General features: G+C 36.9%; 19 protein-coding genes. 16 read left to right on the forward strand and 3 right to left on the reverse strand.

All coding sequences use genetic code 11. The features are described from left to right. Window positions 1–48 precede the first annotated feature (48 nt). The gene (locus FN756_RS11565) at window positions 49–1809 is read left to right on the forward strand and encodes a sodium/sugar symporter (RefSeq protein WP_142604275.1); all 1761 of its coding nucleotides are present in this window, start codon (window positions 49–51) and stop codon (window positions 1807–1809) included. A 633-nt stretch (window positions 1810–2442) separates the two neighbouring features. On the opposite strand, the gene FN756_RS14490 is transcribed toward FN756_RS11565, so the two are convergent. Continuing rightward, window positions 2443–2592, reverse strand: coding sequence for a hypothetical protein (locus FN756_RS14490; RefSeq protein ID WP_185955264.1), 150 nt, complete (start codon window positions 2590–2592; stop codon window positions 2443–2445). A 254-nt stretch (window positions 2593–2846) separates the two neighbouring features. Between FN756_RS14490 and FN756_RS14650 the strand changes: the two genes are divergently transcribed. Next, window positions 2847–4340: a M28 family peptidase gene (locus FN756_RS14650; RefSeq protein WP_142604276.1), complete on the forward strand. Its 1494-nt coding sequence runs from the start codon at window positions 2847–2849 to the stop codon at window positions 4338–4340. Between the two features lie 90 nt (window positions 4341–4430). On the opposite strand, the gene FN756_RS11575 is transcribed toward FN756_RS14650, so the two are convergent. Beyond that, window positions 4431–4787, reverse strand: a complete 357-nt coding sequence (locus FN756_RS11575) for a hypothetical protein (protein ID WP_142604277.1) — start codon at window positions 4785–4787, stop codon at window positions 4431–4433. 788 nt (window positions 4788–5575) lie between these two features. On the opposite strand from FN756_RS11575, the gene FN756_RS11580 reads away from it, so the two are divergent. From FN756_RS11580 to FN756_RS11620, 9 genes are all read left to right on the forward strand, one after another. After that, window positions 5576–6178 carry an RNA polymerase sigma factor gene (locus tag FN756_RS11580; protein WP_142604278.1) on the forward strand — a complete coding sequence of 201 codons (603 nt, stop codon included), beginning with the start codon at window positions 5576–5578 and terminating at the stop codon, window positions 6176–6178. A 131-nt stretch (window positions 6179–6309) separates the two neighbouring features. After that, a complete protein-coding gene (locus FN756_RS11585; protein WP_142604279.1) occupies window positions 6310–7497 on the forward strand; it encodes a FecR family protein in 1188 nt (395 codons plus the stop codon). Between the two features lie 306 nt (window positions 7498–7803). After that, complete coding sequence (locus tag FN756_RS11590; protein ID WP_185955265.1) at window positions 7804–11445, forward strand: SusC/RagA family TonB-linked outer membrane protein; 3642 nt, start codon at window positions 7804–7806, stop codon at window positions 11443–11445. A 21-nt stretch (window positions 11446–11466) separates the two neighbouring features. Continuing rightward, a complete protein-coding gene (locus FN756_RS11595; protein ID WP_142604281.1) occupies window positions 11467–12909 on the forward strand; it encodes a RagB/SusD family nutrient uptake outer membrane protein in 1443 nt (480 codons plus the stop codon). Window positions 12910–12995: 86 nt separating this feature from the next. After that, window positions 12996–14129: a TlpA disulfide reductase family protein gene (locus FN756_RS11600; protein ID WP_142604282.1), complete on the forward strand. Its 1134-nt coding sequence runs from the start codon at window positions 12996–12998 to the stop codon at window positions 14127–14129. Between the two features lie 795 nt (window positions 14130–14924). Beyond that, the gene (locus tag FN756_RS11605) at window positions 14925–16160 is read left to right on the forward strand and encodes a DUF2254 domain-containing protein (RefSeq protein WP_142604283.1); all 1236 of its coding nucleotides are present in this window, start codon (window positions 14925–14927) and stop codon (window positions 16158–16160) included. A gap of 380 nt (window positions 16161–16540) precedes the next feature. Next, entirely contained in the window at window positions 16541–16855 is a 315-nt protein-coding gene (locus FN756_RS11610; protein ID WP_142604284.1) for an HPF/RaiA family ribosome-associated protein, read from the forward strand. Between the two features lie 51 nt (window positions 16856–16906). Then, window positions 16907–17236: a hypothetical protein gene (locus FN756_RS11615; protein ID WP_142604285.1), complete on the forward strand. Its 330-nt coding sequence runs from the start codon at window positions 16907–16909 to the stop codon at window positions 17234–17236. Between the two features lie 23 nt (window positions 17237–17259). After that, window positions 17260–19506: a copper-transporting P-type ATPase gene (locus FN756_RS11620; RefSeq protein ID WP_142604286.1), complete on the forward strand. Its 2247-nt coding sequence runs from the start codon at window positions 17260–17262 to the stop codon at window positions 19504–19506. Window positions 19507–19804: 298 nt separating this feature from the next. Here the strand turns inward: FN756_RS11620 and FN756_RS11625 are convergent, their stop codons facing one another. Next, window positions 19805–20290 carry a hypothetical protein gene (locus tag FN756_RS11625; RefSeq protein WP_142604287.1) on the reverse strand — a complete coding sequence of 162 codons (486 nt, stop codon included), beginning with the start codon at window positions 20288–20290 and terminating at the stop codon, window positions 19805–19807. A gap of 268 nt (window positions 20291–20558) precedes the next feature. On the opposite strand from FN756_RS11625, the gene FN756_RS11630 reads away from it, so the two are divergent. From FN756_RS11630 to FN756_RS11650, 5 genes are all read left to right on the forward strand, one after another. Then, the gene (locus FN756_RS11630) at window positions 20559–21014 is read left to right on the forward strand and encodes a hypothetical protein (protein WP_185955266.1); all 456 of its coding nucleotides are present in this window, start codon (window positions 20559–20561) and stop codon (window positions 21012–21014) included. Window positions 21015–21284: 270 nt separating this feature from the next. Beyond that, entirely contained in the window at window positions 21285–22514 is a 1230-nt protein-coding gene (locus tag FN756_RS11635) for a site-specific integrase (protein WP_142604289.1), read from the forward strand. Window positions 22515–22527: 13 nt separating this feature from the next. Continuing rightward, complete coding sequence (locus FN756_RS11640) at window positions 22528–23451, forward strand: hypothetical protein (RefSeq protein WP_142604290.1); 924 nt, start codon at window positions 22528–22530, stop codon at window positions 23449–23451. Window positions 23452–23533: 82 nt separating this feature from the next. Continuing rightward, window positions 23534–23851, forward strand: a complete 318-nt coding sequence (locus tag FN756_RS11645; protein WP_142604291.1) for a helix-turn-helix domain-containing protein — start codon at window positions 23534–23536, stop codon at window positions 23849–23851. Further along, on the forward strand, window positions 23851–25818 hold the full coding sequence (locus FN756_RS11650; RefSeq protein ID WP_142604292.1) for an AAA family ATPase: 1968 nt from the start codon (window positions 23851–23853) through the stop codon (window positions 25816–25818). The genes FN756_RS11645 and FN756_RS11650 overlap by 1 nt, the downstream gene beginning before the upstream one ends. The last annotated feature ends 530 nt before the right edge of the window (window positions 25819–26348 follow it).

Here is a 26348-nt window from a genome sequence, read left to right on the forward strand (position 1 = left end):
TTAGTAAAAACAACCAATTAAATTATCTATCTCAATCTAAACTAATTTATGAAAACACTTGAAACCAAGGATTATATCGTTTTCCTTGTTTATTTTCTCATTATTGCAGCCTATGGTTTTTGGGTGTATCGCCGTAAAAAAACGGCAAATGCAAGTTCTAAAGATTATTTTCTGGCAGAAGGGTCTTTAACCTGGTGGGCTATTGGTGCTTCATTAATCGCCTCTAACATCTCGGCCGAACAGTTTATCGGCATGAGCGGCTCTGGTTTTAAGTTGGGGCTGGCCATTGCTACCTACGAGTGGATGGCGGCGGCAACGTTAATGATTGTGGCTATTTTCTTTATTCCGGTTTATCTGAAGAACAAGATTTACACCATGCCACAATTTCTTAACCAGCGCTATAACTCAACCGTAAGTATGATTATGGCGGTGTTTTGGCTGTTGCTGTATGTGGTGGTGAACCTAACTTCTATCCTCTATCTGGGTGCCCTGGCTATCAATAGTATTTCGGGAATCAGCTTAAATCTGTGCATGTTTGCCTTGGCTATTTTTGCCGTTGTGATAACGCTGGGAGGTATGAAGGTAATTGGTTATACCGATGTAATTCAGGTTTTCTTTTTGATTCTAGGTGGTTTAGTAACGACTTATTTAGCCTTAAACATGGTAGCGACTCACTACGGTACTTCAGGCGTGTTAAACGGTTTCAGCTTTTTGACTGAAAAAGCCGGGGAGCATTTTCATATGGTCTTCAAAAAAGATAACCCTAACTACATGGATTTGCCAGGTCTTACGGTGTTAATTGGAGGTATGTGGATCGTGAATTTGAATTACTGGGGCTGTAATCAGTACATCACGCAACGTGCATTAGGAGCCGATTTGAAAACAGCAAGAAGTGGTATTTTATTCGCGGCATTTTTAAAAATGTTGATGCCGGTGATCGTAGTATTGCCGGGTATTGCCGCTTATCTGTTGTACAGAGAAGGTGCTTTCCAGACGGAAATGCTTCAGGGGGGCGAAGTTAACCCCGACAGAGCCTATCCTGTTTTGTTGAATTTATTACCTGCAGGATTAAAAGGTTTATCATTTGCAGCCTTAACGGCCGCAGTTGTAGCCTCATTAGCAGGAAAAGCCAATAGTATTGCTACCATTTTTACACTTGATATCTATAAAAAAGTAATAAATATCAATGCTAACGAAAAGAAACTAGTATGGATTGGCAAGGCAACGGTTATCATAGCCATGTTGTTAGCTATTGTCATTGCTCCAAACTTAGGTATTGATAAAAAAGGAGGTTTCCAATACATTCAGGAATATACGGGATTTGTATCGCCGGGTATTTTTGCCATGTTTATCCTAGGATTCTTCTGGAAAAGAACCACTTCAAATGCTGCCTTATTTGCTACAATCGGTGGTTTCGCTTTATCGGTATTCTTTAAATTATTGCCAACCTTTGCCGATCTGTCATTTTTGGCTTCAACAGGTTTTTCAAAAGACAATGGTACAGGTGTTTTCGAAATCCCATTTTTAGATCGTATGGGTTTTGTATTTATCATTTGTGTTGTGTCGATGTATATTATCAGTATGATTGAAAGCAGAAAAACTGAAGTTGTGGAAGAATGGGTTGAGGATGAAGAAATACCTGTTTATGCCGATGATATAATTGCAGCAGAAACGACTACAGCTAGAAAAGTTAAAAAAGCGAAAGGCTTGGAAGTGGATACGAGTATGTTTAAAACCTCGCCTGGCTTTGCTGTTGGCGCATTAATCATTTGCGGCTTATTGGTTGCCTTGTACACCGTATTCTGGTAATAGATTAAACTAAATCGGTCGATAATCGGCTTTTTCGCTTTCGTTTTAAAATAGCTGTCACTTATTTGTGGCAGCTATTTTTTTTTAGAAAAACAGTTGAATCGAAGGATTTATTCTTTTGATGTGCTGAAGTAAAATGTGCTCTGTGGATTGTTTTGGATATGATCCATTGTTTTGAGGTAGTTGCAATAAAAAAGCCGCCCACCACAGGCGGCTATTTATTAAAAAACAGAAAAGCCCAGCGGGGAGCCAGGCATAGTCTATCAATTAAACCAAACCGGTCATTCATTATCAATCGTTATTCCGATTCGCTCTTTTCTTAAAAAAATATTAACAAAAACTTCAAATTACTGCCAATCAAATACTTGTGTAAATGTGGTTTCTGTAGTTGTTTGGCCGCTTTTCTGGCAAGGTGTATTTTTTTCTAGACAAGCTTGCTGGTTAATGTTTAGTATTTCAGATAATGTAAGAGTGAGTTTAAAGAAAATAAGATGACTATTGTTAATACTTGTGCAAGAAAACATTTTTGATGTTTGTTGTGGCTGAGAGAGTCCGGTGATAGCTGACTGTTTTTACAAAAAAAAGAAAAGCCCGGCGGGAGCCGGGCATAGTCTATCAATTAAACCAAACCGGTTATTTAATATCAAGCTTTGTTCCCATTGCATCCTTTTCTTGCAAATTAATTAGCATAAATTTCAAATTGCTGCCAGTCAAATACTTGTAAATATGGCCCTCTCTAAATTTTTCGGCGTTTTTTTTGCCTGTGTAGGGAATTCTGGTCATTCTTGTTAATTAATGTTTAGTATTTTATATAAAATCAATGACGCTGAAGGGAATATATATTAACCATTGTTAATATTTGTTTTAGAATTAGTTAGTTTTGTATGTATTTGATCCAGTGTGTTTTAAGTCGCTGTTGGGTGTTGATGGAGTGGGAGTGTCACAATGCCTTTAAGGTTTAGTGTACCAGGATAAGATTTCGGTATAAGTTTAAATTATCAGATCTTAGCCTTAATCTTTTTCCATTAAATTAAGGCATGAATAAAAAATCAGTATTTTTTCTTGTTGGGGTATCGATCTCTTTTTTAAGTCATTTTGCAATTGCTCAAACTGAAATCACTTCAAATGAGCTGATTAAGCATCTTGAGTTTCTTGCTTCCGACAATATGCAAGGGCGTTTTCCAGGAACTACTCAATGTAAAGAAGCAGGTAAATACATTGCTGCTCAATTTAAGCGCTCGGGTATTAAACCGCTTTCTTCTTCTTACTTTCAGCCCTTTGACATAAATCTGAAATTTAAGGTCGGTAAAAACAATTGCCTTTCTGTTGGGCCTTCTTCATTATCTTTTGAAAAGGATTATTTGCCTTTGGCCTTTTCTGCAAATGGCACAGTGGAGGGCAATGTGGTGTTTGTTGGATACGGCTTTAAAACGGATGCTGATACCTTACGCATCAACGATTATGCAGGCCTTGATTTGAAAGGGAAATGGGTGCTTGTATTAAAAGGGTTACCCGATGCTTTAGCTGCTAAGCAATTACTTAAAGAACAATCAATTGATTATACCAAGGCTAAACAGGCCGAACATATGGGAGCTGCGGGAGTGCTGTTTGTATCAGGGCTGAAATCGAATGAAAAAGATGAGCTAACCCATATGAGGCCACGGAAAGACAAATCGTTAGGCATTCCAGTAATACATATTAAACGTACCGTGGCCAATCAACTACTTTCTTCAACGGGAAAAACCATTGAACAGCTTGAAAAGGAATATGCTTCAACGGATAATAAATCATTGAATTTAAACAAGCCGCTTACTGCTTCTGTCGATCTGGAATTGGAAAGTGTAAAAACAAATAACATAGTAGGAGTTATTGAAGGCATTGATCCAGTATTAAAAGCGGAATACATTGTATTGGGTGCCCATTATGATCACCTAGGACATGGAGGTTATCAAACGGGCTCTAAAAAGCCTGATACGTCAGCTATTCATAACGGAGCCGATGATAATGCATCAGGAACTGCTGCCTTGCTGAGCATTGGCCGTAAACTTGCAGTCAATCGCCAATTATTAAAACGAAGTGTGATTCTCATTGCAATTGGGGCAGAGGAAGAAGGGTTGTTGGGTTCTGACTATTTCGTGAACCATCCGCCGGTTCCGCTCAATACAATTAAAGGAATGGTAAACATGGACATGGTAGGTCGTTTGGATAGCAGTCGGAACGTGTATGTGGGTGGAGCTGGAACTTTTCCGGATGGTGTAGCTTTATTGAAATCAATAGCCGCCCAAACCGACCTGCATGCCAACGTTTTCGAAGGCGGGGTAGGAGGTTCTGACCATGTTTCCTTTTACAATAAAAATATACCGGTGTTGGGTATTCACACGGGAGGACATCCGCAGTACCATACTCCAGAAGATGATATCCAGTTGATCAATAAAAAGGGAATACAGGCTGTTGCTGATTTTATCTGCAAAGCAATGATTGCCTTGGTTAACCTGGATCAGCCAATTGTTTTTAATAAGCCTAAGGATTAAAAACAGGAAGTTGAAATTTCATTTACATAGCCGTTTCGATCAATCGTGACGGCTGTTTTTTTGAAAAGAAAAATGCAATGTCTTTATTAGTTAGATTCCATTGCATAACGCTTCTAATTCACACCAGTCAAGCGATTTAATTTTGGTGCTGATGATCTTCATATTCTCAATTCCACGCTCAGTCGCAACTCTTCCTTCTAAAATTTTAATGAAATTTATTATTTCCTTCTTATCGCTTTCAGTGAACCGCTCGTAGAAACCTTCGGGTAAATTTAAGTTCGGTTTCCAGATTAAATCATGTAAATCCCATTTGATGATTAGCATTTCATCATTCCCCAGTTTCAGGAATAGGGCAAAATTGGGATCCGGATTTGTATCTTTTACCTCCCATATTGCAAGGCTGCCATTATAGATAGGGGTTTCTTGTAGGATATCTATTTTTTCCATTGCTGCGTATATTAATACAATGCTGTCACATGAAAGTACAATTATTTGTTAGTTGTAGCGCAAAATTATAGCTAATTATTTTATGATCAGTTGTTAATGCTTTGGTGTGGTAATTCAAAGAAAATTTTGTTTATGCAGAATCAAATCGCGTATAGTTGGAGTATCATTCCATTCCTTTCTGCATTAGATCATTTCCATTATCTTAAGAATGGATGTCTTAAGGTTAAGTAAAAGCGTTTTGGTGTAAATTATAGCGAAAGTCAATATTACCCACCTGGACCTAGCGCTGTCTTTGCAAGTATTTATCAGCAGTTGCATGGTCGCTGTCATTCAGCGAAAAGCTACACGAAAGTGGGCCTACTCTAATACGATGTCCGTAATCCGTTACCACTTAATGACCTATGTAGACTTGTTCAAATTCCTGAAAAAACCAGATGGAGATTGGAGTGAATTAAATAATTGTAAAAAAGGACAATTAACGCTTTTTCAAACATAGTGGCGTATTGAAAAAAACAAAGGAAGGCCCTCTATCAACATTCTGACGGCACAAAATATTGGGCAAGTTTTTTTTACTGGACAGCAATAATTCTTTTCCATTTTTTTTAAAAAAACGTTGATAAAACGTAATTCACTCCATAATACTCTTTCAACAGTTTTCACTATTTTGCCACTTAAATACATCTATAAATTAGACTGATAAGTGTGTCTGATCCATAGTTGTAATTGTCGGGGCCTACCAAGATATGCCAAATATTTTTTAGATTGCGGACTAACGGATCGTTAATAGCATGGCTTTGAATCACTTTGTAAACGAATTAGAAATACTGGCTCAAATAGCCGAAGGGGATCAACGTGCCTTTACCCTTTTGTTCAAACATTATCAGCGCTTTGTTTTTAGTTTCGGTAAAAAAATAACCCATTCGGAAGAGAGCGCAGGCGAGATCGTTCAGGATATCTTTTTGAAGATCTGGCTTGCAAGGGAAAGCTTGCCGGAAGTTAAAAACTTTGGAGCCTATTTAAATCGCTTGGTTCGTAACCATTCACTGAATGTAGTGCGCAAGCAATTACAGGATACCAAGTCTGCTGTCGAGTTCAGCAAGATATTTTCTGAGGTTGATGAATCCACCATTTTGCAGCTCGATTACAATGAAACCAACAACCTGCTGAATCAAGCAATAGCTGAACTTTCACCCCAACAGCGCATGGTTTACCAGCTGTGCCATCAACAGGGGCTAAAATACGATGAGGCAGCTGTTCAAATGAACATTTCTTCCCAAACTGTTAATTCTTACATGAAAGACGCATTAAAAAAGATCCGCAATCATTTCAGAAAGCATGCGGTAGCTTATCCACTTCTTATCTTAGGTCTGTTTGATAAACACCATTTTTAATTTTTTTAAAATTATTTAATTGATATACAGTCAGTTACTGTAATTTGTTTTTTTGACTACCCTGTAAGCCTAGACGATTCGTGTCAATATTACTAAATGGTTAAAATTTTATTAACCAAACGAATATTGTTATGAGAAATAATGTCAGACTTCAGTTGCTTATCGGTAAATACCTGGACAGATCCCTGTCAGGTACTGAAAAGGATGAACTGCTAGGTTACTTTGATGATCCTGCTTTTTTCAGCGAGATAGGAGAACGTTTTGCATTGGAGTATGAACGGGAACTGGGAGAATCATCAATGAACGAATTACATCAACAACACTTGTTGCAGCGTGTATTTCAGTATGAAACCCGGAGGCAAACAGTTCCAATCAGAAAGGTTAAATTATGGCCCCGTATCGGAATTGCGGCAGCAATCGCAATGCTCATTGTTTTTGGCGGTCTTTGGTTTTATCGGGCGAACCAAAATGACAACACTAATCAGATTGCTTATACCAGCGATGTAGCCCCTGGTAAGCAGAGTGCCACATTGACGCTAGCTAATGGAAAGAAGATAAGGCTTACTGATGCGACAAATGGTGAGCTAGCAAAGGAATCTGGCGTAACAATTTCCAAGACCGCCGATGGCCAGCTCGTTTATGAGATCAAGGGAAATTCTACAGAGCGCAATAAAATTAACACACTGGTTAACACACTGGCTACTGCTAACGGAGAGACCTATCGGGTGCGTTTGCCAGATGGTTCTTCGGTCTGGTTGAATGCTGCATCTTCTTTAAAATATCCGGCAACTTTCGCTAATCTGAAAGAAAGATGGGTGGAGCTATCAGGAGAAGGATATTTTGAAATTGCAAAGGACAAGGCCCATCCCTTTATTGTGAAAACGGATAAGCAGGAAGTTCGGGTATTGGGTACGCATTTTAACATCAATGCCTATGCGGATGAAAAAGCGATAACGACCACCTTATTGGAAGGCTCAGTGAAACTGACAGAGGGAAATAAAAGCCAATTGTTGAGGCCGGGCGAACAGGCTATTAATGCAGAGGAAACGATCAAAGTCAAGCAAGTCAATATCGATGCCGTGATCGATTGGAAGAACGAGGAGTTTTACCTAGACAAGATGGATTTCAGGGTGGCGATGCGAAAAATTGCCAGGTGGTACAATCTCGATGTGATTTATAACGGCTCGGTACCTGAAAACTTGGAGGCAGGAGGTTGGATTCCAAGGAGCAGCAAGCTGTCGGATGTGATCAAATCGATCGAATCAACCGGACAGGTACATTTTAAAATTGAAGGAAGGAGGCTGTATGTGTCAAAATAAGTATAACAGCCAGCATACTAATCTTCTTGAAATAAACATACAATCAACAGATTTATTTACGATTAAACAACTTAGGAGATGATAAAGTATCTAAGGGAAGCAAGCTGATAAAGGAACAAACCAGAAGTGAAGCACCCCTGGTTTGTGTTTGGAACAATCAATAAAATCAACTGTATAACCGCAGAATGCCCCAAGTTTTCGACCGCTAAAGGCAAACTGCATATCCAAAACTTTACGTAAATGTATAAAATTTATACCACAAATTTCGGTACAGGTATACGGCTATACCGAAAAATACTGCTAATTATGCGATTAACCACCGTTATACTAATAGTATCCCTGTTGCAAGTAAGTGCTGCTACTTTTGGACAGCACATTACCCTGAACCAAAAGAACATTTCGCTGAAAGCAGCGCTTAGAGAAATCACCAGGCAGTCGGGCTACGGCTTTTACTATGACGGCAAGGTTATAGGAGATGACCAGAAAGTAGACATTAAACTTTCAAATTCGGAATTTGACGAGGCATTGAATAGTGTGCTGTCTGGTTTGGGATTGACCTATAAGATCGATGGTAAGATCGTAGCAATTAAAAAAGAAAAGTCTTTTCTGGATAAGGTTATTGATGCTTTGAAAGCAATTGATATCTCAGGACGCGTAGTGGATGAAACTGGAAATCCTCTTGCGGGTGCTGCGGTCAGTATTGTCAAGGTAGATGGCAAAATAGAGGATTTTGATCCTGTAAAATATAAAGGCAGAACTGCCGCTGCAATAACCAATGCCAATGGGGAATTTCTCATCAAAAATGTGGACGAAGGTTCTATTGTGATCATTTCTTATACCGGATATAAGGAGTTTAGGGCCAAGGCGGTTAAAGATATGGGGGTGATTAACATGGTTATCAATGCTGAAAATCTAGAAGAGGTTCAAGTTAGGGTGAATACAGGTTATCAGTCGATATCCAGTGAAAGAAGTGCAGGGTCTATTGCAAAGCCAGATCTGAACATCATGAAAAACCGCTCAGGTACTATGAATGTGATCCAGCGTTTGGATGGTCTGGTGCCGGGATTGACCATCAATAATGCACCAAATGCTACAGGCCCTACTATTTTGTTTAGGGGCCTGACTTCCATCAATGGCAATAAAAATCCGTTGTTTGTAGTGAACGGAATACCAATGGACGATATCAGTTCTCTAAATCCGAATGACATAGAAGACGTTACGGTCCTTAAAGATGCAACCGCAGCTTCTATTTGGGGAGCAAGGGCCGCTAATGGTGTAGTCGTTATTGTTACTAAAAAGGGCAGGAATAGTGAAAAGGTTACTATTGATTATGATGCTTTTATGAATTTTCAGGGCAAACCACAGATAGATTATTTTCCGGTATTGAGCAGCACTGAGTTTATCCAGACAGCAAGGGACCTCTTTGATCCCGTGACAAACCCCTGGGCAACGGTATCAACACCGACAGCAGGAGGAAGGGCTCTTGTTGCCCCTCATGAAATGATCCTGTATAACCAAAGCCGTGGGCTCATTACCAAAGAGCAGGCTGATGCGCAGCTCGCAGTTTTGGCCGGGCAGAATAATGTGCAGGAGATTAAAGACTTGTGGTACCGCAATGCCGGTTTAATGAACCATAGCCTTTCTGTATCCGGTGGAGGAAATAAATACAGTTTTTACGGTTCCGGTGCTTACACCAATACCTTAAATAGTACACCGGGTAGTAAAAATGACAATTATGGCTTAAACCTTCGTCAGGATTTTAGATTTAATGATCGTTTTCAGGCTTACCTGATTACCGACCTGAGGAACAATACCATTTCATCAAAGAATACGGTAAGCCCGGACAACCGCTTTTTGCCTTATGTAATGTTCAAAAATGCGGATGGTACAAATGCCGGTATGCCATGGATGTATAGGACAGATGCGTTGAGACAAGGCTACGAGAGTAAAAGTTTGATCAGCCTGGATTATAACCCGCTTAACGAGGTGGACTATGGGAATACCAAAACCAATAACTTCTATGGCAGATTGACTTCCGGCTTAACTGTCAAACTGCTAAAGGGACTGCGTTACGAAGGTGTTTACGGTTATGCCCGGGGCAACAACAAGTCAACCAACTTATTGGACGAGAAAAATTTTTCGGTAAGAAATGAACTGGTTTCCTTTACAGTTGCTCCAACAACAGCAGGCGGCTTACCTACCTATTATTTACCTTCAAGTGGAGGAAAATATACGGTAGGCAATATTAACCAAAGAAACTGGACCGTTAGGAATCAGTTTATTTATGACAATTCTTGGAAGGATGAAAAGCATCAGCTGACTTTGCTGGCCGGACAGGAAGCCCAAGAAAACTTTAACAGCAGCATTACATCCGTTGTGCGGGGATACAATTCGCAATTGTTAAGTTATACTCCAATAGATTATGCACTGCTGTTTAAAACAACAACACTTAACAACAGCGTTCCTCCTGCAGGTGTCGTTTATTATGGTGCACCGGTTATGCCTAGCAGCACCACCAGTAGTTTCTTACCTCCTGATCAATATTCTGAAACAGAGCAAACTGTCCGTTTTACTTCTTATTATGCAAACGGGGGGTATACCTATAATAAAAAGTATACAGTAAACGCAAGCTGGCGGATAGACCAATCGAATTTGTTTGGCAGAGATAAATCTGCACAAAATAAGCCGGTATGGAGTGCCGGGGCAAGCTGGGGTTTAGGGAAAGAAAATCTTATGGCCAATATTAGCTGGCTTGATAGGCTTGTTCTACGTACCTCTTATGGTATCTCCGGTAATTCTCCCGATCCGGGTTCAGCGGCATCTTTTGACGTTCTCAGCAAAACGACCAATGGTTTTGCTGTAAATCTTAATGCCTTGAACATCAGTACTCCTGGAAATAAAAAGCTAAGCTGGGAAACCACCAAAACCACCAATATCGGAATTGATTTTGCTGTGCTGAAAAACCGCATCAGCGGCTCTATCGATCTGTACAATAAAAATACGGAAAACCTGATCGGCTTTACGCCGGTTAATCCATTTACAGGTTATGCTAACATCACCGGTAATATTGGGAACATGAACAACAAAGGTGTCGAGCTGAGTTTGAAAACAGTTAACCTTCAACTTAATGATTTCAGGTGGTCTACTTTATTCAATTTTGCGTATAACAAAAATAAGCTTACAAAATACAACACGCTTTTAGCGGGTCGAGTTCCTAGTACTGCAATCGACATTCTCAGCCAGACTTACCTGGAGGGTTATTCAGCATTTTCTCTGTTTGCTTATCAGTTTGCGGGCCTGGACAATCTTGGCGATCCGCAGATCAGGCTTAAAGACGGCACCATTACCAAATCGCCGACTGCAGCGAAAATAGAGGATTTAAAATACATGGGAACTTATCAACCAATTTGGTCCGGAGGTTTTACCAATGTGTTCGACTATAAGGGTTTTTCGCTTGCCTTAAATATGATCTATAACTTGGGTCACGTGATGCGCAAAGACGTGAATTTCAATTATGTTAATACACGCTTAATACCATTTGATGGATCATTTACTCTCGGAAATATTAATGAAGAATTTGCCAGAAGATGGAAAGTCCCAGGTGACGAGGCTTTTACCAATGTCCCTTCCTATGTAACTTCCAACGCAATCAATTCAAGCAGAAGAAACACAGACTATTATACTCGGGCAGACATCAATGTGCTCGATGCTTCGTATGTTAAATTAAGAGACGCATCATTGGCGTACAGCCTGCCTAAATCGGTGTTGTCTAAGCTTAAGGTGAGCAACCTAACGCTAAGGACCCAGCTTTCTAATGTGATGCTTTGGAAAGCCAATAAGGCCGGTATAGATCCCGAGTTTCAGAATGCTTTCGGGTTAAATGGAGGTACAAGAACGGCTCCTTTTAACCAGCATACATTTACTGTTGGAGCGCACTTAACTTTTTAATTTATCCTAAAGCTTAAGAAAATGAAGAATCAAATGATAAAATATACATTGGTACTGGCGATTATATTAACCGGCTTCAGTTCCTGTGAAAAGAGTTTTCTGGAATTAGATCCCAAAGGAAAACTGATTGCAAAGAATATAGGGGATTACGATCTGATGCTTAATAATGACGCAATGACTGTGAATGCCGATGGACAGATTTTGATGGGCGATGAGACTATTTCTATTGATCCATATTACACTAGCGCTACGGCAAGAGAACAGCGTTTATTCAGATGGGATGATGTGGTTTATAATCCTAACGAAGATGCCCGGGAGATGACAGATCTGATAAAGCAACTGTATTTCTACAATAAAGTTATAACGGAAGTGCCCGATGCGGTTGGGGGAACTGAGCAGCAAAAGAATAAGTTAATCGGAGAGGCCAAGTTAAACAGAGCCTGGATTTACTTTATGCTGACCAATTATTATGGAAAACCTTATGCGGTTTCTACTGCAGGGCAAGACCTTAGCTTCCCTATCATTACAGCGGCAGACGTCACGGCTACAAGTTTTAAAAGGGCTACCGTGCAGGAAGTGTATGATTTTATCATCAGTGATCTGGAAAATGCCATTCAGCATTTGCCGGTAGATGCTGTCGGCAGGACCCGGGGCTTTAAAGCTGCGGCAGAGGGCTTGCTTGGTAAGGTATATGTGTTTATAGGGCGTTATGCGGATGGGCTTGTACAGTTTAACAATGCTTTAAGTCACCTGCCTTCCAATCTGAGTGTACGGTTATATGATTATAATGTGACTATGACCACGAATGGGCCATGGGGATATAACCCTGCTACTACACCGCTTAGGTCTTTGAGCGGACCACCTATTATTTCTGAATACGAAGAAGTCTTAATGCCTAAGCGACTCCTCAGTTTTTACAACAGTACTAATGCGTTCGCTCTGCTTACTAAAAAGGCCGCAGATTTGTATACCACGTCAACAGACCAGCGCAAAAAAATCTTTACTACAGGGCCATCTGGGAGTTTAGGGCCTTTCGCCGGAGGGATATTACGAAGAAATAGTGGTTTGAATATTTGTATAGGCTTAACAATGCCTGATATATACCTGTTGCGTGCCGAATGTAAAGCCCGTACCAACGACGTTGCCGGCGCCAAAGCTGATCTGGAGACTTTACGAAAGAACCGGATGTCGGCTTCGGATGCTACGGTTAATATTACAGATGCTACAGCCATGGTTAAATACATCATAGAGGAACGTATCCGTGAATTTGCTTTGCAGGGCTACCGCTGGTTTGATATGCGCAGGTTGTCTGTAGATCCGATATTTGCAGGTACAACCTATACGCATAGTTATGTAAAAACTAACGGTGAAGTAACCGTCTTCACCTTGCGTCCGGAAAGATTTGTGATGCGTTTTCCTGAAAAGGTAATGAATGCAAATCCCGGAATGCTTAATAATCCATAATAAGAGTTACTTACTAAATATTACTTCATGAAGCTGTTTGGTTTCCAAATGGCCTCATCAAAACTTATAATGAAAAAATAGAAATTATGAAAAAGATTGTATTGATCGCAGCTTGCTTATTGCCTCTTGCTGTAATGGCGCAAAGCCCGGGTAAATTTAGCATAACCGCCAAGGTAGGCAATTTGGGCTCGCCGGCAAAGGCTTTTTTAACGTATGGACCGAAGGATAATCCTATTACCGACTCGGTTGATATTGTGGGCGGCAAATTTGTATTTACAGGAACCGTGACTGATATCAGCATGGCTACGCTGAAAATTAAACACGACACAGCTCCTGCTAAAGGTAAAGGTGATGAATTCACAATTTATCTTGAACCTGTTCCAATGCAAGTTGTATCGGCAACAGATTCAATAAAACATGCTGTTGTAACAGGTTCAAAAGTAAATGAGGACGCTGCTAAACTTAGAGTATTAGCGAAACCGGTTGTTGAAAAAAATGAGGCTTTAAGAAATGACCTTTTTGCTAATGGTCCTGATGTCCGTAAAGATGAAGAATTCATGAAACAAATTATGGCCCGTAAAGAATCCATCAAAAATGAAGCAAATGAAATCCAAAAAGCGTTTATCGCAGCAAACCCTGATTCTTATATAAGTTTATTGGCCTATCAAATGATTACGGATGTGCAAGCTGATCCTAAAGCTGCTGAAGCCGGTTTCAATAAATTCCCTGCTGCTTTAAAAGCAACAGATGTTGGGAAGAGCATTCGCAAAGCAATTGATCAGGCAAAACAAACCGGGGTAGGTAAAACAGCAATGGATTTCACTCAAAATGATGTGAATGACAAGCCGGTTAAATTATCTGATTTCCGCGGAAAATATGTGCTGCTTGATTTCTGGGCTTCATGGTGTGGCCCTTGTCGTCAAGAAAACCCTAACGTAGTAGCTGCCTACAACAAGTTCAAAGACAAAAAATTTACAGTTCTGGGTGTTTCTTTAGATGGCCCCGGTAAAAAACAAGATTGGTTAAATGCTATTGAAAAAGATGGTCTGGCCTGGACCCAAGTGAGTGATTTACAAGGATGGAAAAATGCAGCCTCGAACATGTACGGTGTAACTGGCATACCTGCTAACTATTTAATCGATCCTACAGGTAAAATCATCGCTAAAAATGTTAGAGGTGAGGAATTGCAGAAAAAGCTTGCGGAGCTTTTAGGAAAATAAAATAGAAGAGAAATAATCAAATGAAAAAAAGGTGTCCAAGTATCGATGGCACCTTTTTTTGAATGGATTTCAAATTGTAAATTGACTAAAATATCTCATAGCAGATTTTTTAAAATTATCAAAACAGCTAATCGAAAAAGATAAATCTTCTTATTCTCAGCCCAATCTATTTAGGAGAAAATACCGATTTTGTTATGTCAAAGAACTTATCGAAATTGGCTTTAAGTTGTGCATGGAAGAAGTAAATACTGGGTCGTTTTTTCTTCTTCAAAATTCTGTTAATCAGTTGTGTGCGCAACTTTTTATTCCAATTTATCCCCAAATTTTAATATCAATCACACAACGGATTTTATTATTTTAAATCATTGCTGTCCGTTAAAAAAAACTTGCCCAATATTTCGTGCCGTCAGAATGTTAATAGAGGGCATTCCTTTGTTTTTTTTCAATAGAACCGCCCTATGTTTGAAAAAGCGTTAATTGTCCTTTTTACGATTATTTAATTCACTCCAATCTCCATCAGGTTTTTTCAGGAATTTGAACAAGTCTATATAGGTCATTAAGTGGTAACGGATGACGGACATCATGATCGAGAAGGCCCATCTCCAATTCGCTTTTCGTTGGATAGCCAAATGGGATCAGCTGAATATTCATTGGTGATTGATACTCAGTAAGTTTATGGCTATTTTTGAAGACAGGGTTAAAGTCTGAGACCCTAACCCCGAATTTCATTTACACACTTTTTCTGGATACTGAAAGCAATAAATCCTTCTTTATAAATTATTCATAAATATCAATATGGTTAAAATTAAAATTTGGATTAAAGACCGTTATCGGCAGGCAGTAAACAGCATTGCGTTTTATCCCGCTATTATTGCTATATCTTTTCTCCTGATTTCATTCCTAAGCATATCCTTTGATTTTTCCGAACAGGGGAAACAATTCAAATCACAATTACACTTGCTTCGGTTGCGTGATGCTTCCACTGCGCGAAGTATTATTTCCTCCATCGCTGCCGGAATTATTTCGCTCACTGTATTTAGTTTTTCAATGGTGATGATTGTGCTGAACCAGACCGCTTCACAAATGAGTAACCGCATTTTAGACAAGTTAATCGGAAGCCGGTTCCATCAAGTTGTTTTAGGTGTATATGTAGGTACTATCGTATATGCTCTTTTTTTATTAAGCTCTATCAGGGATATCGACTCCGGTATCCGCATTCCTGCTTTGAGCACCTATTTATTAATTCTGATTACGATACTGGATGTGTTTCTTTTTATTTATTTTCTTCATTACATCACACAATCTGTAAAGTATGAAGTAATCATTCGCAGAATATTTAAAGAAACCAAACTTCAATTGGAACATAAATGCTGTTTATCAGAAGAACCTTCGGCATCCCCTTTGATTGAAAACGCCTCGGTTATTTATTCTGAAGCTTCAGGGATTTATGAAAACTTTGAAAAACATTCGTTGCTTGATATATGCCATGAAAATGATTGCACGCTACAGATTTTACCCGCGCCCGGTACATTTATTTTAAAAGGTTTGCCGATTGTAAATTCTGATAAACGACTACCTCGCGATGTAATGAGTAAGATAAATGACTCGGTGAATATACGTGTTACAGAATCTGTTGAAGAAAACTTTTTCTATGGCTTTCGCCAATTGAGTGAAGTGGCGATTAAAGCGCTTAGTCCCGGTATTAATGACCCCGGCACTGCGATTGAATGCATGAGGGCTTTATTTAAATTATATGCTCACAGGTTGTGTCATTTTCCTGACAATGTAATTAAAAATGAAAAATATAAAACAAGAATTATCATCAACGAATTATCATTCGAAGATATATTTGAAACAACCCTATTGCCCATTTGGGATTATGGAAAAAACGACAGAATGATACAGCATGAAATCCGGCATCTTTTAACGATGCTTTTTTCATTAAACCAAAATACATCTGTCGAACAATTATTACATGAAGTAGAATTGAAAATTCTGAAGGAGAATAAGTCCAATAAAAATATTTTATAAATTCCGAAATCAAACATTCACTTTTAATAATACTGAAAGATCCATTGAAGAAAAGGATGTAAAAGTCATTTTGGTGCTAAGTGTTCGGTAAATTATTAAAAATCAGTAAATTAGGCAATGTTGATGGCGTAGAAAAATCAATTCTTTCAGAATTAGGTACTTGATTTTAAAATGCATGCGGGGGATGATATTCATACTCAAAATAAGCCTGTTCCTGAACGGACTCCACAAAGATCTCGCGAAAAACCCATAGATCCCAATCGATATATTCCATAGCGAGTACTACAACGGTCGCGGAAGTACCGGGAGAGTAGATAATATGGTGGATGTCATTTGTCAATCAGAAGTTGTGATAATTCTAACATAAAATTATATCCATTATGATTATTCAATTTAATACCGATAAAAATATAAATGGAAGCGAAGAACTCAATGCTTCATTTATTAGTTTAATATCAAACAAATTAAGCAGGTTTAGTGATCAGATAACGAGGATTGAAGCTCATTTATCCGACGTTAATGCTAATAAGGAAGGTCAAAATGATATACGATGCCTACTTGAAGCCCGACTGGAGGGAATGCAGCCCATCGCCGTAACGAACAAGGCAAATACTAAAGAAGAGGCCGTAGAAGGGGCACTTGATAAGTTAAAAACCTCGCTTGATACTATACTTGGCCGCTTAAAAAATCATTAGTAAGGTAAATGCTTCTTTTCGTGTTAATAAAACCCCTAACTCTACAAACAAATGAAGTTTGTAAAACCTATTGAAAAGGTGTACATGGAATCTTTGGTGACCATTCTCGAATCCTTAAATGCCACTGGCTTTGAAACGCAATTTAAAGCCACCTCATACGGTTTGCTGTCGTTAGCTACTCAAAAAACTTTTCAGCCTAATGAAGTTAAAGTATTACATTTTTATCGCTTCGAAGGAGAATCCAACCCAGACGATAGCTCTATTTTGTATGCGATTGAAACCAAAAATGGAGAAAAAGGTACTCTAGTTGATGGGTATGGTGTTTTCAGTGATTCACAGGTCAGTAACTTTATGATAAAGGTGGAAGAAATCCATAAATAATTGTCAAAAAAAGAATTTAATAAATGGAAAAATCGTTGAGTGATCATTATTACTGCCCCATGCATTGTGAGGGGGATAAAAAGTATGATAATGTGGGAGAATGCCCAGTTTGTGGAATGCAGTTAGTAAAAGAAGAGAGGGCTCCCATCAATTCAGCAAAGTTCAGGTGCCCAATGCATCCCGAAATTATTCGGAATGAACCCGGAGCCTGTCCCATATGCGGAATGGACCTTGTTCCATTAAAAGTGAATGTGCAAGAGGAAGACAAAAGCTATAAAACATTACTTCATAAATTTACAATCGCTTGCATTTTTACGATTCCAATTTTCATCCTCGCGATGTCGGAGATGATACCCAATAATCCGCTATATAACATTACAAGCTTAAAAAATTGGAATTGGGTGCAATTAATACTTTCTGTCCCTGTAGTGTTTTATGCTTCTTGGATGTTCTTTCAGCGCGCCTGGCGATCAATTGTTAGTTGGAATTTAAACATGTTTACCTTGATTGGTATTGGGGCAGGGGTGGCGTGGCTTTTTAGTGTAGTTGCATTGATCTTTCCTAACGTTTTTCCGAATCAGTTTAAAACGCATCACGGAACGGTATATATTTATTTTGAAGCAGCTACCGTAATTTTAACATTGGTGTTATTGGGTCAGCTTTTAGAGGCCCGAGCTCATAGCAAAACTAATAGTGCCATTAAAGAACTATTAAAACTTGCACCCAATAAGGCTACCAAAATAGTTAATGGAAAAGAGCAAGTAGTTGCCATAAATACTATTCAAAAAGACGATTTGCTACGTGTAAAACCGGGTGAAAAAATTCCTGTGGATGGAAGTATACTGGAAGGCGAGGCTGTCATAGATGAGTCCATGATTTCCGGAGAACCAATTCCTGTAGAAAAAGGAAAAGGAGCTGCTGTTAGTTCAGGCACGATAAACGGAAACAAAACTTTTGTGATGAAGGCTGAAAAAGTAGGCTCGGAAACCTTGCTTGCCAAAATTATTGAAATGGTAAATACTGCAAGTCACTCAAAGGCCCCTATCCAAAAACTAGCTGATAAAATTTCTGGTTACTTTGTTCCGATTGTAGTAGCCATTTCAATAATTACATTTATAGTTTGGGCGATCTACGGCCCCGAACCATCCTATGTGTATGCGCTTGTAAATTCCATTGCAGTATTAATTATTGCTTGTCCTTGTGCATTGGGCCTGGCTACTCCAATGTCTGTTATGGTAGGTGTTGGAAAAGGAGCGCAATCGGGTGTACTAATTAAAGATGCCGAATCACTCGAAAAAATGAATAAAATGGATGTATTAATTATCGATAAAACTGGCACCATAACAGAAGGAAAACCATCTGTAGAAAAGATAGTGAGTGCAGATTCTGAATTTTCTGAAAATGATATCCTTCAAAAAATAGTTTCATTAAACAGCAGTAGTGAACATCCATTGGCTCAGGCCGTCATTCATTATGGAGAAGAAATGAAAATTTCATCAAAACCCATTTCAAATTTTGAGGCAGTTACAGGAAAAGGAGTAACGGGAATGTTTGAAGGTGCTAAACTGGCATTCGGTAACGAAAAATTAATGGAGCAGGTGAAAGCAGTTATTTCTCCCGAATTGCATAAACAGGTAAAGGATGAGCAAAAAATGGGTAAAACTGTTTCTTATCTATCTGAGGGTAATAGAACTATTGGGTTTGTAGTGATTTCGGATAAAATTAAAGCTTCGACTAAAGAAGCCATTCACAAATTACAGCATGAAGGTTTGAAGGTGATCATGTTTACCGGTGATAATGAAGATACGGCTAAAGCTGTAAGCGAGAGGTTGAGTTTGGATGGATACAATGCCCAAATGCTGCCCGAAGATAAATTGAGGGAAATAAAGTATTTGCAAACCCAAGGCAAAAAAGTAGCAATGGCTGGTGACGGAATTAATGATGCGCCGGCTTTGTCGCAAGCTGATATTGGTATTGCAATGGGTACCGGAACGGATGTGGCCATAGAAAGTGCATCCATCACGTTAGTTAAAGGCAATCTTAATGGCATTGTCAAAGCACGATTGTTAAGTCACAAAGTGATGCGAAACATTAAGGAAAATCTGTTATTTGCTTTAGGGTATAATGCCTTGGGCATTCCAATCGCAGCAGGAATTTTATTCCCACTATTTGGGTTATTGCTTTCTCCTATGATTGCAGCATTGGCCATGAGTTTCAGTTCATTATCAGTTATTGTGAATGCTCTCAGGTTAAGAAATGCAAAATTATAATTAAAAGTTATTAAACTTTATTCATAAGCAAGAGTTTACTGTTTGTTAAAATTTTCAATTATAACGTTTGCGACTACCTTTAGCTACCTATAGTAAGCTTCCCCGATACCATAGGTTTGAAATTTGATTCTGTAGATAAGGTTTTCTTTTTGTTCTCGTCAGAAATGCTCATTTCAAATCGAATAAGCGATTAAGGCTTATTAGTCTTCATCAAAATACTGAGAATAAGTTTTTATGCTTCTTATATCCTGTGAATTATTTTTTACAGCTATTCTTAGCCTTTTATTTAATTGGTTCATTAATATGAGAAAGTAACAAAAATGCCTTCAATTGAAATAAAAAATGCAAGTAACAAAATTGATTTCAAGGAAATAAAAGAGCTTAAGATGGTTATAAAGTTGAATGTTATTGTAGGATTTTCATTCGCCCCAACAGGCATAAAATGCAAAGGATAAATTACAGTAATCGGAAACATAATCATTAGCAGAATAATTATAGCTTTCAATGGTGTAATTGTGTCACCAAAAGAATTAAGGTCTTGAAAATTTTGTTTAAAATGTTGTATGGCAGTTTTAGATTCAATCTCCAATTTGTCAATAGCATCTTTCTCAGCATTAAGTTTGTCCCATATACCTGTAAGTTCAATGTCAAACATTGGATTATAAGAACCACTTCTATCTGCCGATTTTCTTGGTTTATTTGTTGAATATATTAAATTAAATGCTTCTAAAACGACACTGTCATTCCGGTAAAGAATGGTGGCATATGGCGTATATTTTTTCAAGAATTTTCTCCTGAGCTAAATTTTCAAACTCCCCGCTGCGAATGGCTTCCTTTAGGTCACTATCGAATTGGACATTTAGGGTAATGGCAAAACTCCCTTTATGAATTACTTAAACAGACTATCTAATTGGATTAACAAAGGCATACTGTTTTATTGGTTCTGTTTGTTTGTTTGGTTTTTGTTTTTATTAAAGACAATAAGCACATGCATGGGTATTGAGTTTAAGGATTCTGTTAGATACTATGGACTTATTTTACAACTTATAGGTATGTTCGCAGTCATTAAGTCAATAATTGTAAAATTGAACCTGTTTCAATCCGAAGGAGTTATTAAATTAATTTGTGGTTACTTTAAGAGCTTTCCTAGGAGTGGTAAGATAAGGAATATTGAGGGTCAAATAGTAACCCCTCCATCAGATGAGGAACTTAATGTCCATGATAAATTAAATACGAACGAAGAAAATTTAGAAAAAATAATTACACATTTCTCGGAGGAAATTTCAGATATAAGAACAAAGCTTCTGGATACAAAACACTCAATGGGAGAGTTGAAGATGGAATTAAATGAAATGAATAATCAACATTCCTTTGTTATTACAAAAACAAATAATCTGGTTAAGAATTCTATTGTAGATATTGGATGGGACCCCATGGGGGTGATTATTTTAATCTTTGGAGTGATTTTGTCTACTATATCTGAAATTATTTGTGTCCTTTTAAAGTGATAGGTTAAATTCTGAGATTGGTGTCCGTGATATTGATCGTGAAAATTAAAAAACCGCTTTAAAGTATGATTTAAGGCGGTTTTTTAATGTGTTCTGTGGAGCTGGAGGGACTCTATAATAAAATTCATCCAAATTCAACTTTCTCCAATAGAACACAATTTTTACTGCAATAACGGTTTTTTTGGGACATTCATGAAAAACAAGATTCAATAAATTTCAATTCAATAAAGTTAAAATTGTATGTAAATTCGTATGTAAATTTTTAGGTAAATGGCTAGTGTTAAGTTTTATGTAGAAAAAAGGAAAGATAAAAATGGGATATTAATCGTTAAAAATGTCCCGATTTTATTAAGTTTTAGTTTTGATGGGTTAAGATTAAATGTATATACAGGTGAACGGATAGACACTGATAAATGGGATGCAAATAAGCAAAAAGTAAAACGTTCAGTTAATAGTGCACTTCAAATCAACTCTTACTTAGAGTCTTTGTCAAACGAGGTTGAGAAAATATATAGGGATGCAAGAATAATAGGAGATATTCCAACTGTTAACTATATAAAAAGTAAACTTTCTAAGAACCAAAAGTTAACTAACAAAACATTTTTTGAAGTGTTTGAAGAGTATATTGAAAGTCACAAGAATCAATGTACGCTAGGAACTATTAAAAAGTATAAAACAAACTTGGTTCATCTTAAAAAGTTTTCATTAAAGAAAAAATATCCTCTTGAATTCGAAACTCTTGATGAAGGTTTTTTAAAAAAATATATAGAGTTTTTTATAACTGATCTACAGCATACCAATAATACGATTGCCAAAAATATTCGAATTCTTAAAGGTTTTTTGAACTGGGCGATCGAACAGAATTACAGTAAAAATCAGGAGTTTAAGAAGTTTAAATACAAAGAAAATGATGGTGAAATTATTGCCCTTGATTGGGATGAATTAATGCATCTATATGATTTAAAATTAGAATCAAAATCACTAGAACATGTTAGGGATGTGTTTTGTTTTGGTTGTTTCACAGGTTTGAGATTTTCTGATATTTATAATTTAAGAAGAGAAAATATTGTTAATGATACTATTACTTTAACTACTATTAAAACAAAGGAATTAACTATGATTCCCTTGAATGATTATTCAAGAGAAATATTGAATAGATATGTTGATTATCCAATGGAAAAATGCCTACCGGTTATAAGTAATCAAAAGATGAATGATTATTTGAAAGAAGTAGGTAAAATTGCAGGAATAGATAAGCCTATTACAATTATTCGTTTTAGAGGAGCTCAGCGTTTGGAGAAAAAATGTAAAAAATATGAAGTGCTCACATCCCATGTAGCTAGGAAAACTTTCGTTACCAATGCCTATCGACAGGGAATACCCACGGAAATTATTATGTCTATTACTGGACATAAATCTCCAGAAATATTAGCGAGATACAATCATATTGCTGAGGAACAAAAAAGAGAAGCCATGAAAAAGGCATTCACTAAGTTTTAGAATCTAAAAAACAATGAACACGAAAGAAACTTATAGATATACCTTTAAAGATTGGGAAGAACGTAGATTTAAATTTACACCTAATTCAGCTTTGGATTTAAGTAGAGAAGATTGGCTTAAAATCACGAAAGAACAAAAAAAAATATTTGAAGAATATGTGGAATGCGCAAAAAATGAGCTGATAGGATTATTTAGGAGTAAAATAAATAACTCTCAAGACAAAGAGACATTGCTATTAAATGAATTAACATTACTACAGGAGATTTTTCATGGGGAAGAGGAAAAAACAAAATTCATTTATGATGTAGTTGGGGGGGTATGGGGTCGCGATATATTTAATTCAATTAAAAAGATTTACTACCAGCAAATAGTTCAAGGGAATATTGAGTATAGCTCTATTGCGACTCCTAATGAGGATTTGAATTTTTCAATTAAGAGTGAATCGATCCAGCATGATTTAAATTTGCAGATCCTTGCATTCTCCTATTTTCGGTATTGGAAATTTTTAGAAAAAATTAAGGGAAGCGGCAATTTCGAATTACTACACCACTTTAATAAAAAAGAAGAGAAAAAATCCAATTTATTATGGTTGAAAAATGAAGAAGGATTGGAAAAGCTCCATAAACTTTTAATTGAACATCGCTTTATTAATGAATTATCGCTTATGGATTTTAATCGCCATTTCAAAGGAGAGATTATTGAGAATAAGATCAATTGGTTAGAAACTAGGTACTGTTGCTTTTGGTTTTTTAATAAATTATCTGAAAAAGGGCTTATTGATTGTAGGTTTGAAAATAAATATGCACAAACGATTTCGCAACATTTTATTTTTAAGGGAGTTGTCGTAAAAGCAGAAAGTTTATATAGTCTTATAAGTAAAGGTAAGTTGAAGGAATCTGTAGGAAAAAAAATGATGCTGATAATCAGTAGTTTATAAATTATTTAGTCAAGGATTGAACTACCCTTGCACAGACCTTGTCCCTTCTATAAACAGTTTTGCGTCATTAAATTAATGATTTATGACGCAAGAAATTGTAATAATTACTAATGAAAAAATAGAGTATTTAATTCGGAACTCTATTAAGGATGTAATCTCTGAATACTATCCTAAACTCCTAAACCTCACTTCTATTTCCCAAAAAGAAGAAACAAAAGATTTCTTAACCAGGAAACAAGCTGCAGAATTTCTTAATTGCTCCATGACTTCTTTGTATAACTATCAAAAAGCAGGAGTCATTTCCTATTATCAGGTCGGAAGGAAAATTTTATTTCGAAAATCTCAATTATTAGATTCAATGGAAGTTCAAAATCTTAAACAAAAGAAAAACAGAAAATAATGGCAAATAGGCAACTTGTTCTTGAAAAAACATCTGGAGGAATAGCATTTTATAAAATGGTTATTCCTGAATTAAGGGTTAAAGGATCACAGTGTGAATTAACAAGAAATCCCTTCTACGATGATAGTAATCCAAGTTTAAGCATTTATTTAAAAAATGATGAATGGCGTTTTAATGATTTTGGAGATCCTGAATATAAAGGAAATGTAATTGACTTTGCATCCTATCATTACGGTTTGGATATTAAAAAGGATTATAAACAAATACTTAATAATATAATAGAAGATATGGAATCGCTTACCTTAAGTGATAAGCAAAAGTTTGCTAATGTTGAAAAGTCAGCAACCCTAGCTTCCCAAAAACACATCGAATTCACGCTTAATGAACGAGATGCAAATTATTTTACAGACGAAGAATTAAAGTTCTGGAGTCAGTATGGTATAGATAAAACAGCTTTACAAAATGCAAAAGTTGTAGCAGTTGATGGTTATACAGAAAGATCACCTGATGATTTTAGTAAAACTTATTCTAGAAAAGAAGAAATGTGGTTTGCCTTTAAAGGCCCAAAACATGCAAAATTATATTGTCCGTACCCGAAAAAATTTTGGTATGTGGGAAGCAAATCACAGGACTTTACATGGGGATCTGGTATTGATTTTTTTGACCAAGAAGTTGAATTTATTTTGACTGCAGGTGAAAAAGATGCTTTAACATTGATTGCACATGGATTTAATGCCATTACACTCAACAGTGAAACAGCATTACCGAGTCGCAGATTAATTAAATCATTGTATGAGAGTAGAATTAAGGTGAGCGTATTATATGATATTGATGAAACAGGCTTAAAACAAAGCTTAAAGCTTGAGGAAGAATTTGGATTTAAAAGAATAGTCCTTCCAAAGTGGTTAATAGAAAAAGGAGGAAAGGATGTATCTGATTTCTTTCGTTTAGGTGGCACAAAGGATGAATTACTTTCTTTAATTAATTTTAGTGAAGTGAATACTCAACCTGAAGTTGAAAGAAAATCTGTTAGAACAGCCTCACAGCGACTGGCAGATGCAAGCGCTCTTTCAGAAATCAAAAAATTAGTTGACGTTTTTCTTCATACAGGAGAATTAGCAATTTTATTTGGTGATACAGGAGTTGGTAAAAGCATTTTGGGTATCGCTATAGCTGATGCAATTAGTAAAGGTGTTAAATTTTTAGAGCTTGAAAATGAATGTGAACCGCAAAAGGTTCTTTACTATGATTTCGAATTATCTGACAAGCAATTTGAAAAAAGGTACTCGGACAATGAAGGAAAAGCTCATTCTTTTAATAGAAATTTATATACAGATAGTATTGATTTTGCAGAACTAAAATTTGATAGACAGAATAAGTTTGAAACTGTTTTAATTGACAAGATTAAAGAAGATATTAAATCAACAGGTGCAAGTGTAATATTTATTGATAATATCACCTTTATTAGCTCTCAATCTTCTCAGGATGCACAGGTTGCGATGGAATTAATGAAGATGCTGAAACAAATGAAACAAGAGTTGGATATTACTATTGTTGTAATGGCACATACACCTAAGAGAAGATCGTCAGAGCATTTTTCAATTAATGATTTAGCTGGAAGTAAACACTTAAGCAATTTTGCCGACTCAGTATTTGCTATTGGTATGTCCCAGTCAGATAGAGGCTATAGATATATGAGGCAAGTCAAACCAAGTAGAAGCGGCGAATATAAATATGACCAGACTAATGTTGTTAAGTGTGAATTAACTAAAATAGACTCGTTTCTCACTTTCCGGTTTATTTCATACTGTAATGAAGCCACATTGCTAACATGTGCCGATCCTGATTACGAGGAAGAAATGAAAAAGAAAGCAATTGAGCTCCGAAATAAAGGAAAAACTTTCAGAGAAATGGAAAGGGAACTTAATATAAGTAAGTCAAAAATAGGCCGATGGCTAAAGAATTAATAATAATGTCCAAGTACTAAAATTGTCCCATTTGTCCTTTTGTCCCGCCCAAAATTGGTGGGACGAAGGGATAAATTTTACTTCTTTTCTATTTTTTACTAAAGTATCTTGAAGAATTAGTAAACCCCCTTAAATAAAGGAACAGATTATATCTTCATGATAAGCAGTAAAATATTTTAGTCTATAGTTGCTTGGGAATTTTAGTGACATATTTAGTATTTTAAATTACGTCCCTTCGTCCCTCGCGCATAGCAGTGAAGATCCTTTACAAAATTCTTACAAACTGAAATGTTAAAAATGAATCATTTTTGATTATTAGCTTCCCCAAAGTTGGGCCAATTAAAGGTAGAATTCTCCCCGCAGCGCAGCGAGGGATTTCCATGAAAAGGAATTAACTTTGAATTGGCAAATATGAAAAGAACAGATTTACAGAAACACAGATTGTTAAGTCAATCAAAGAATTTTTAGGATCTACCTTAAGAGAATCCCATAAAGAGTTGAACTTTCTTATCTTTTCGTTTGTCGTTTTT

The organism is Solitalea koreensis (assembly GCF_900182575.1).
GTDB classification, from domain to species: domain Bacteria; phylum Bacteroidota; class Bacteroidia; order Sphingobacteriales; family Sphingobacteriaceae; genus Solitalea; species Solitalea koreensis.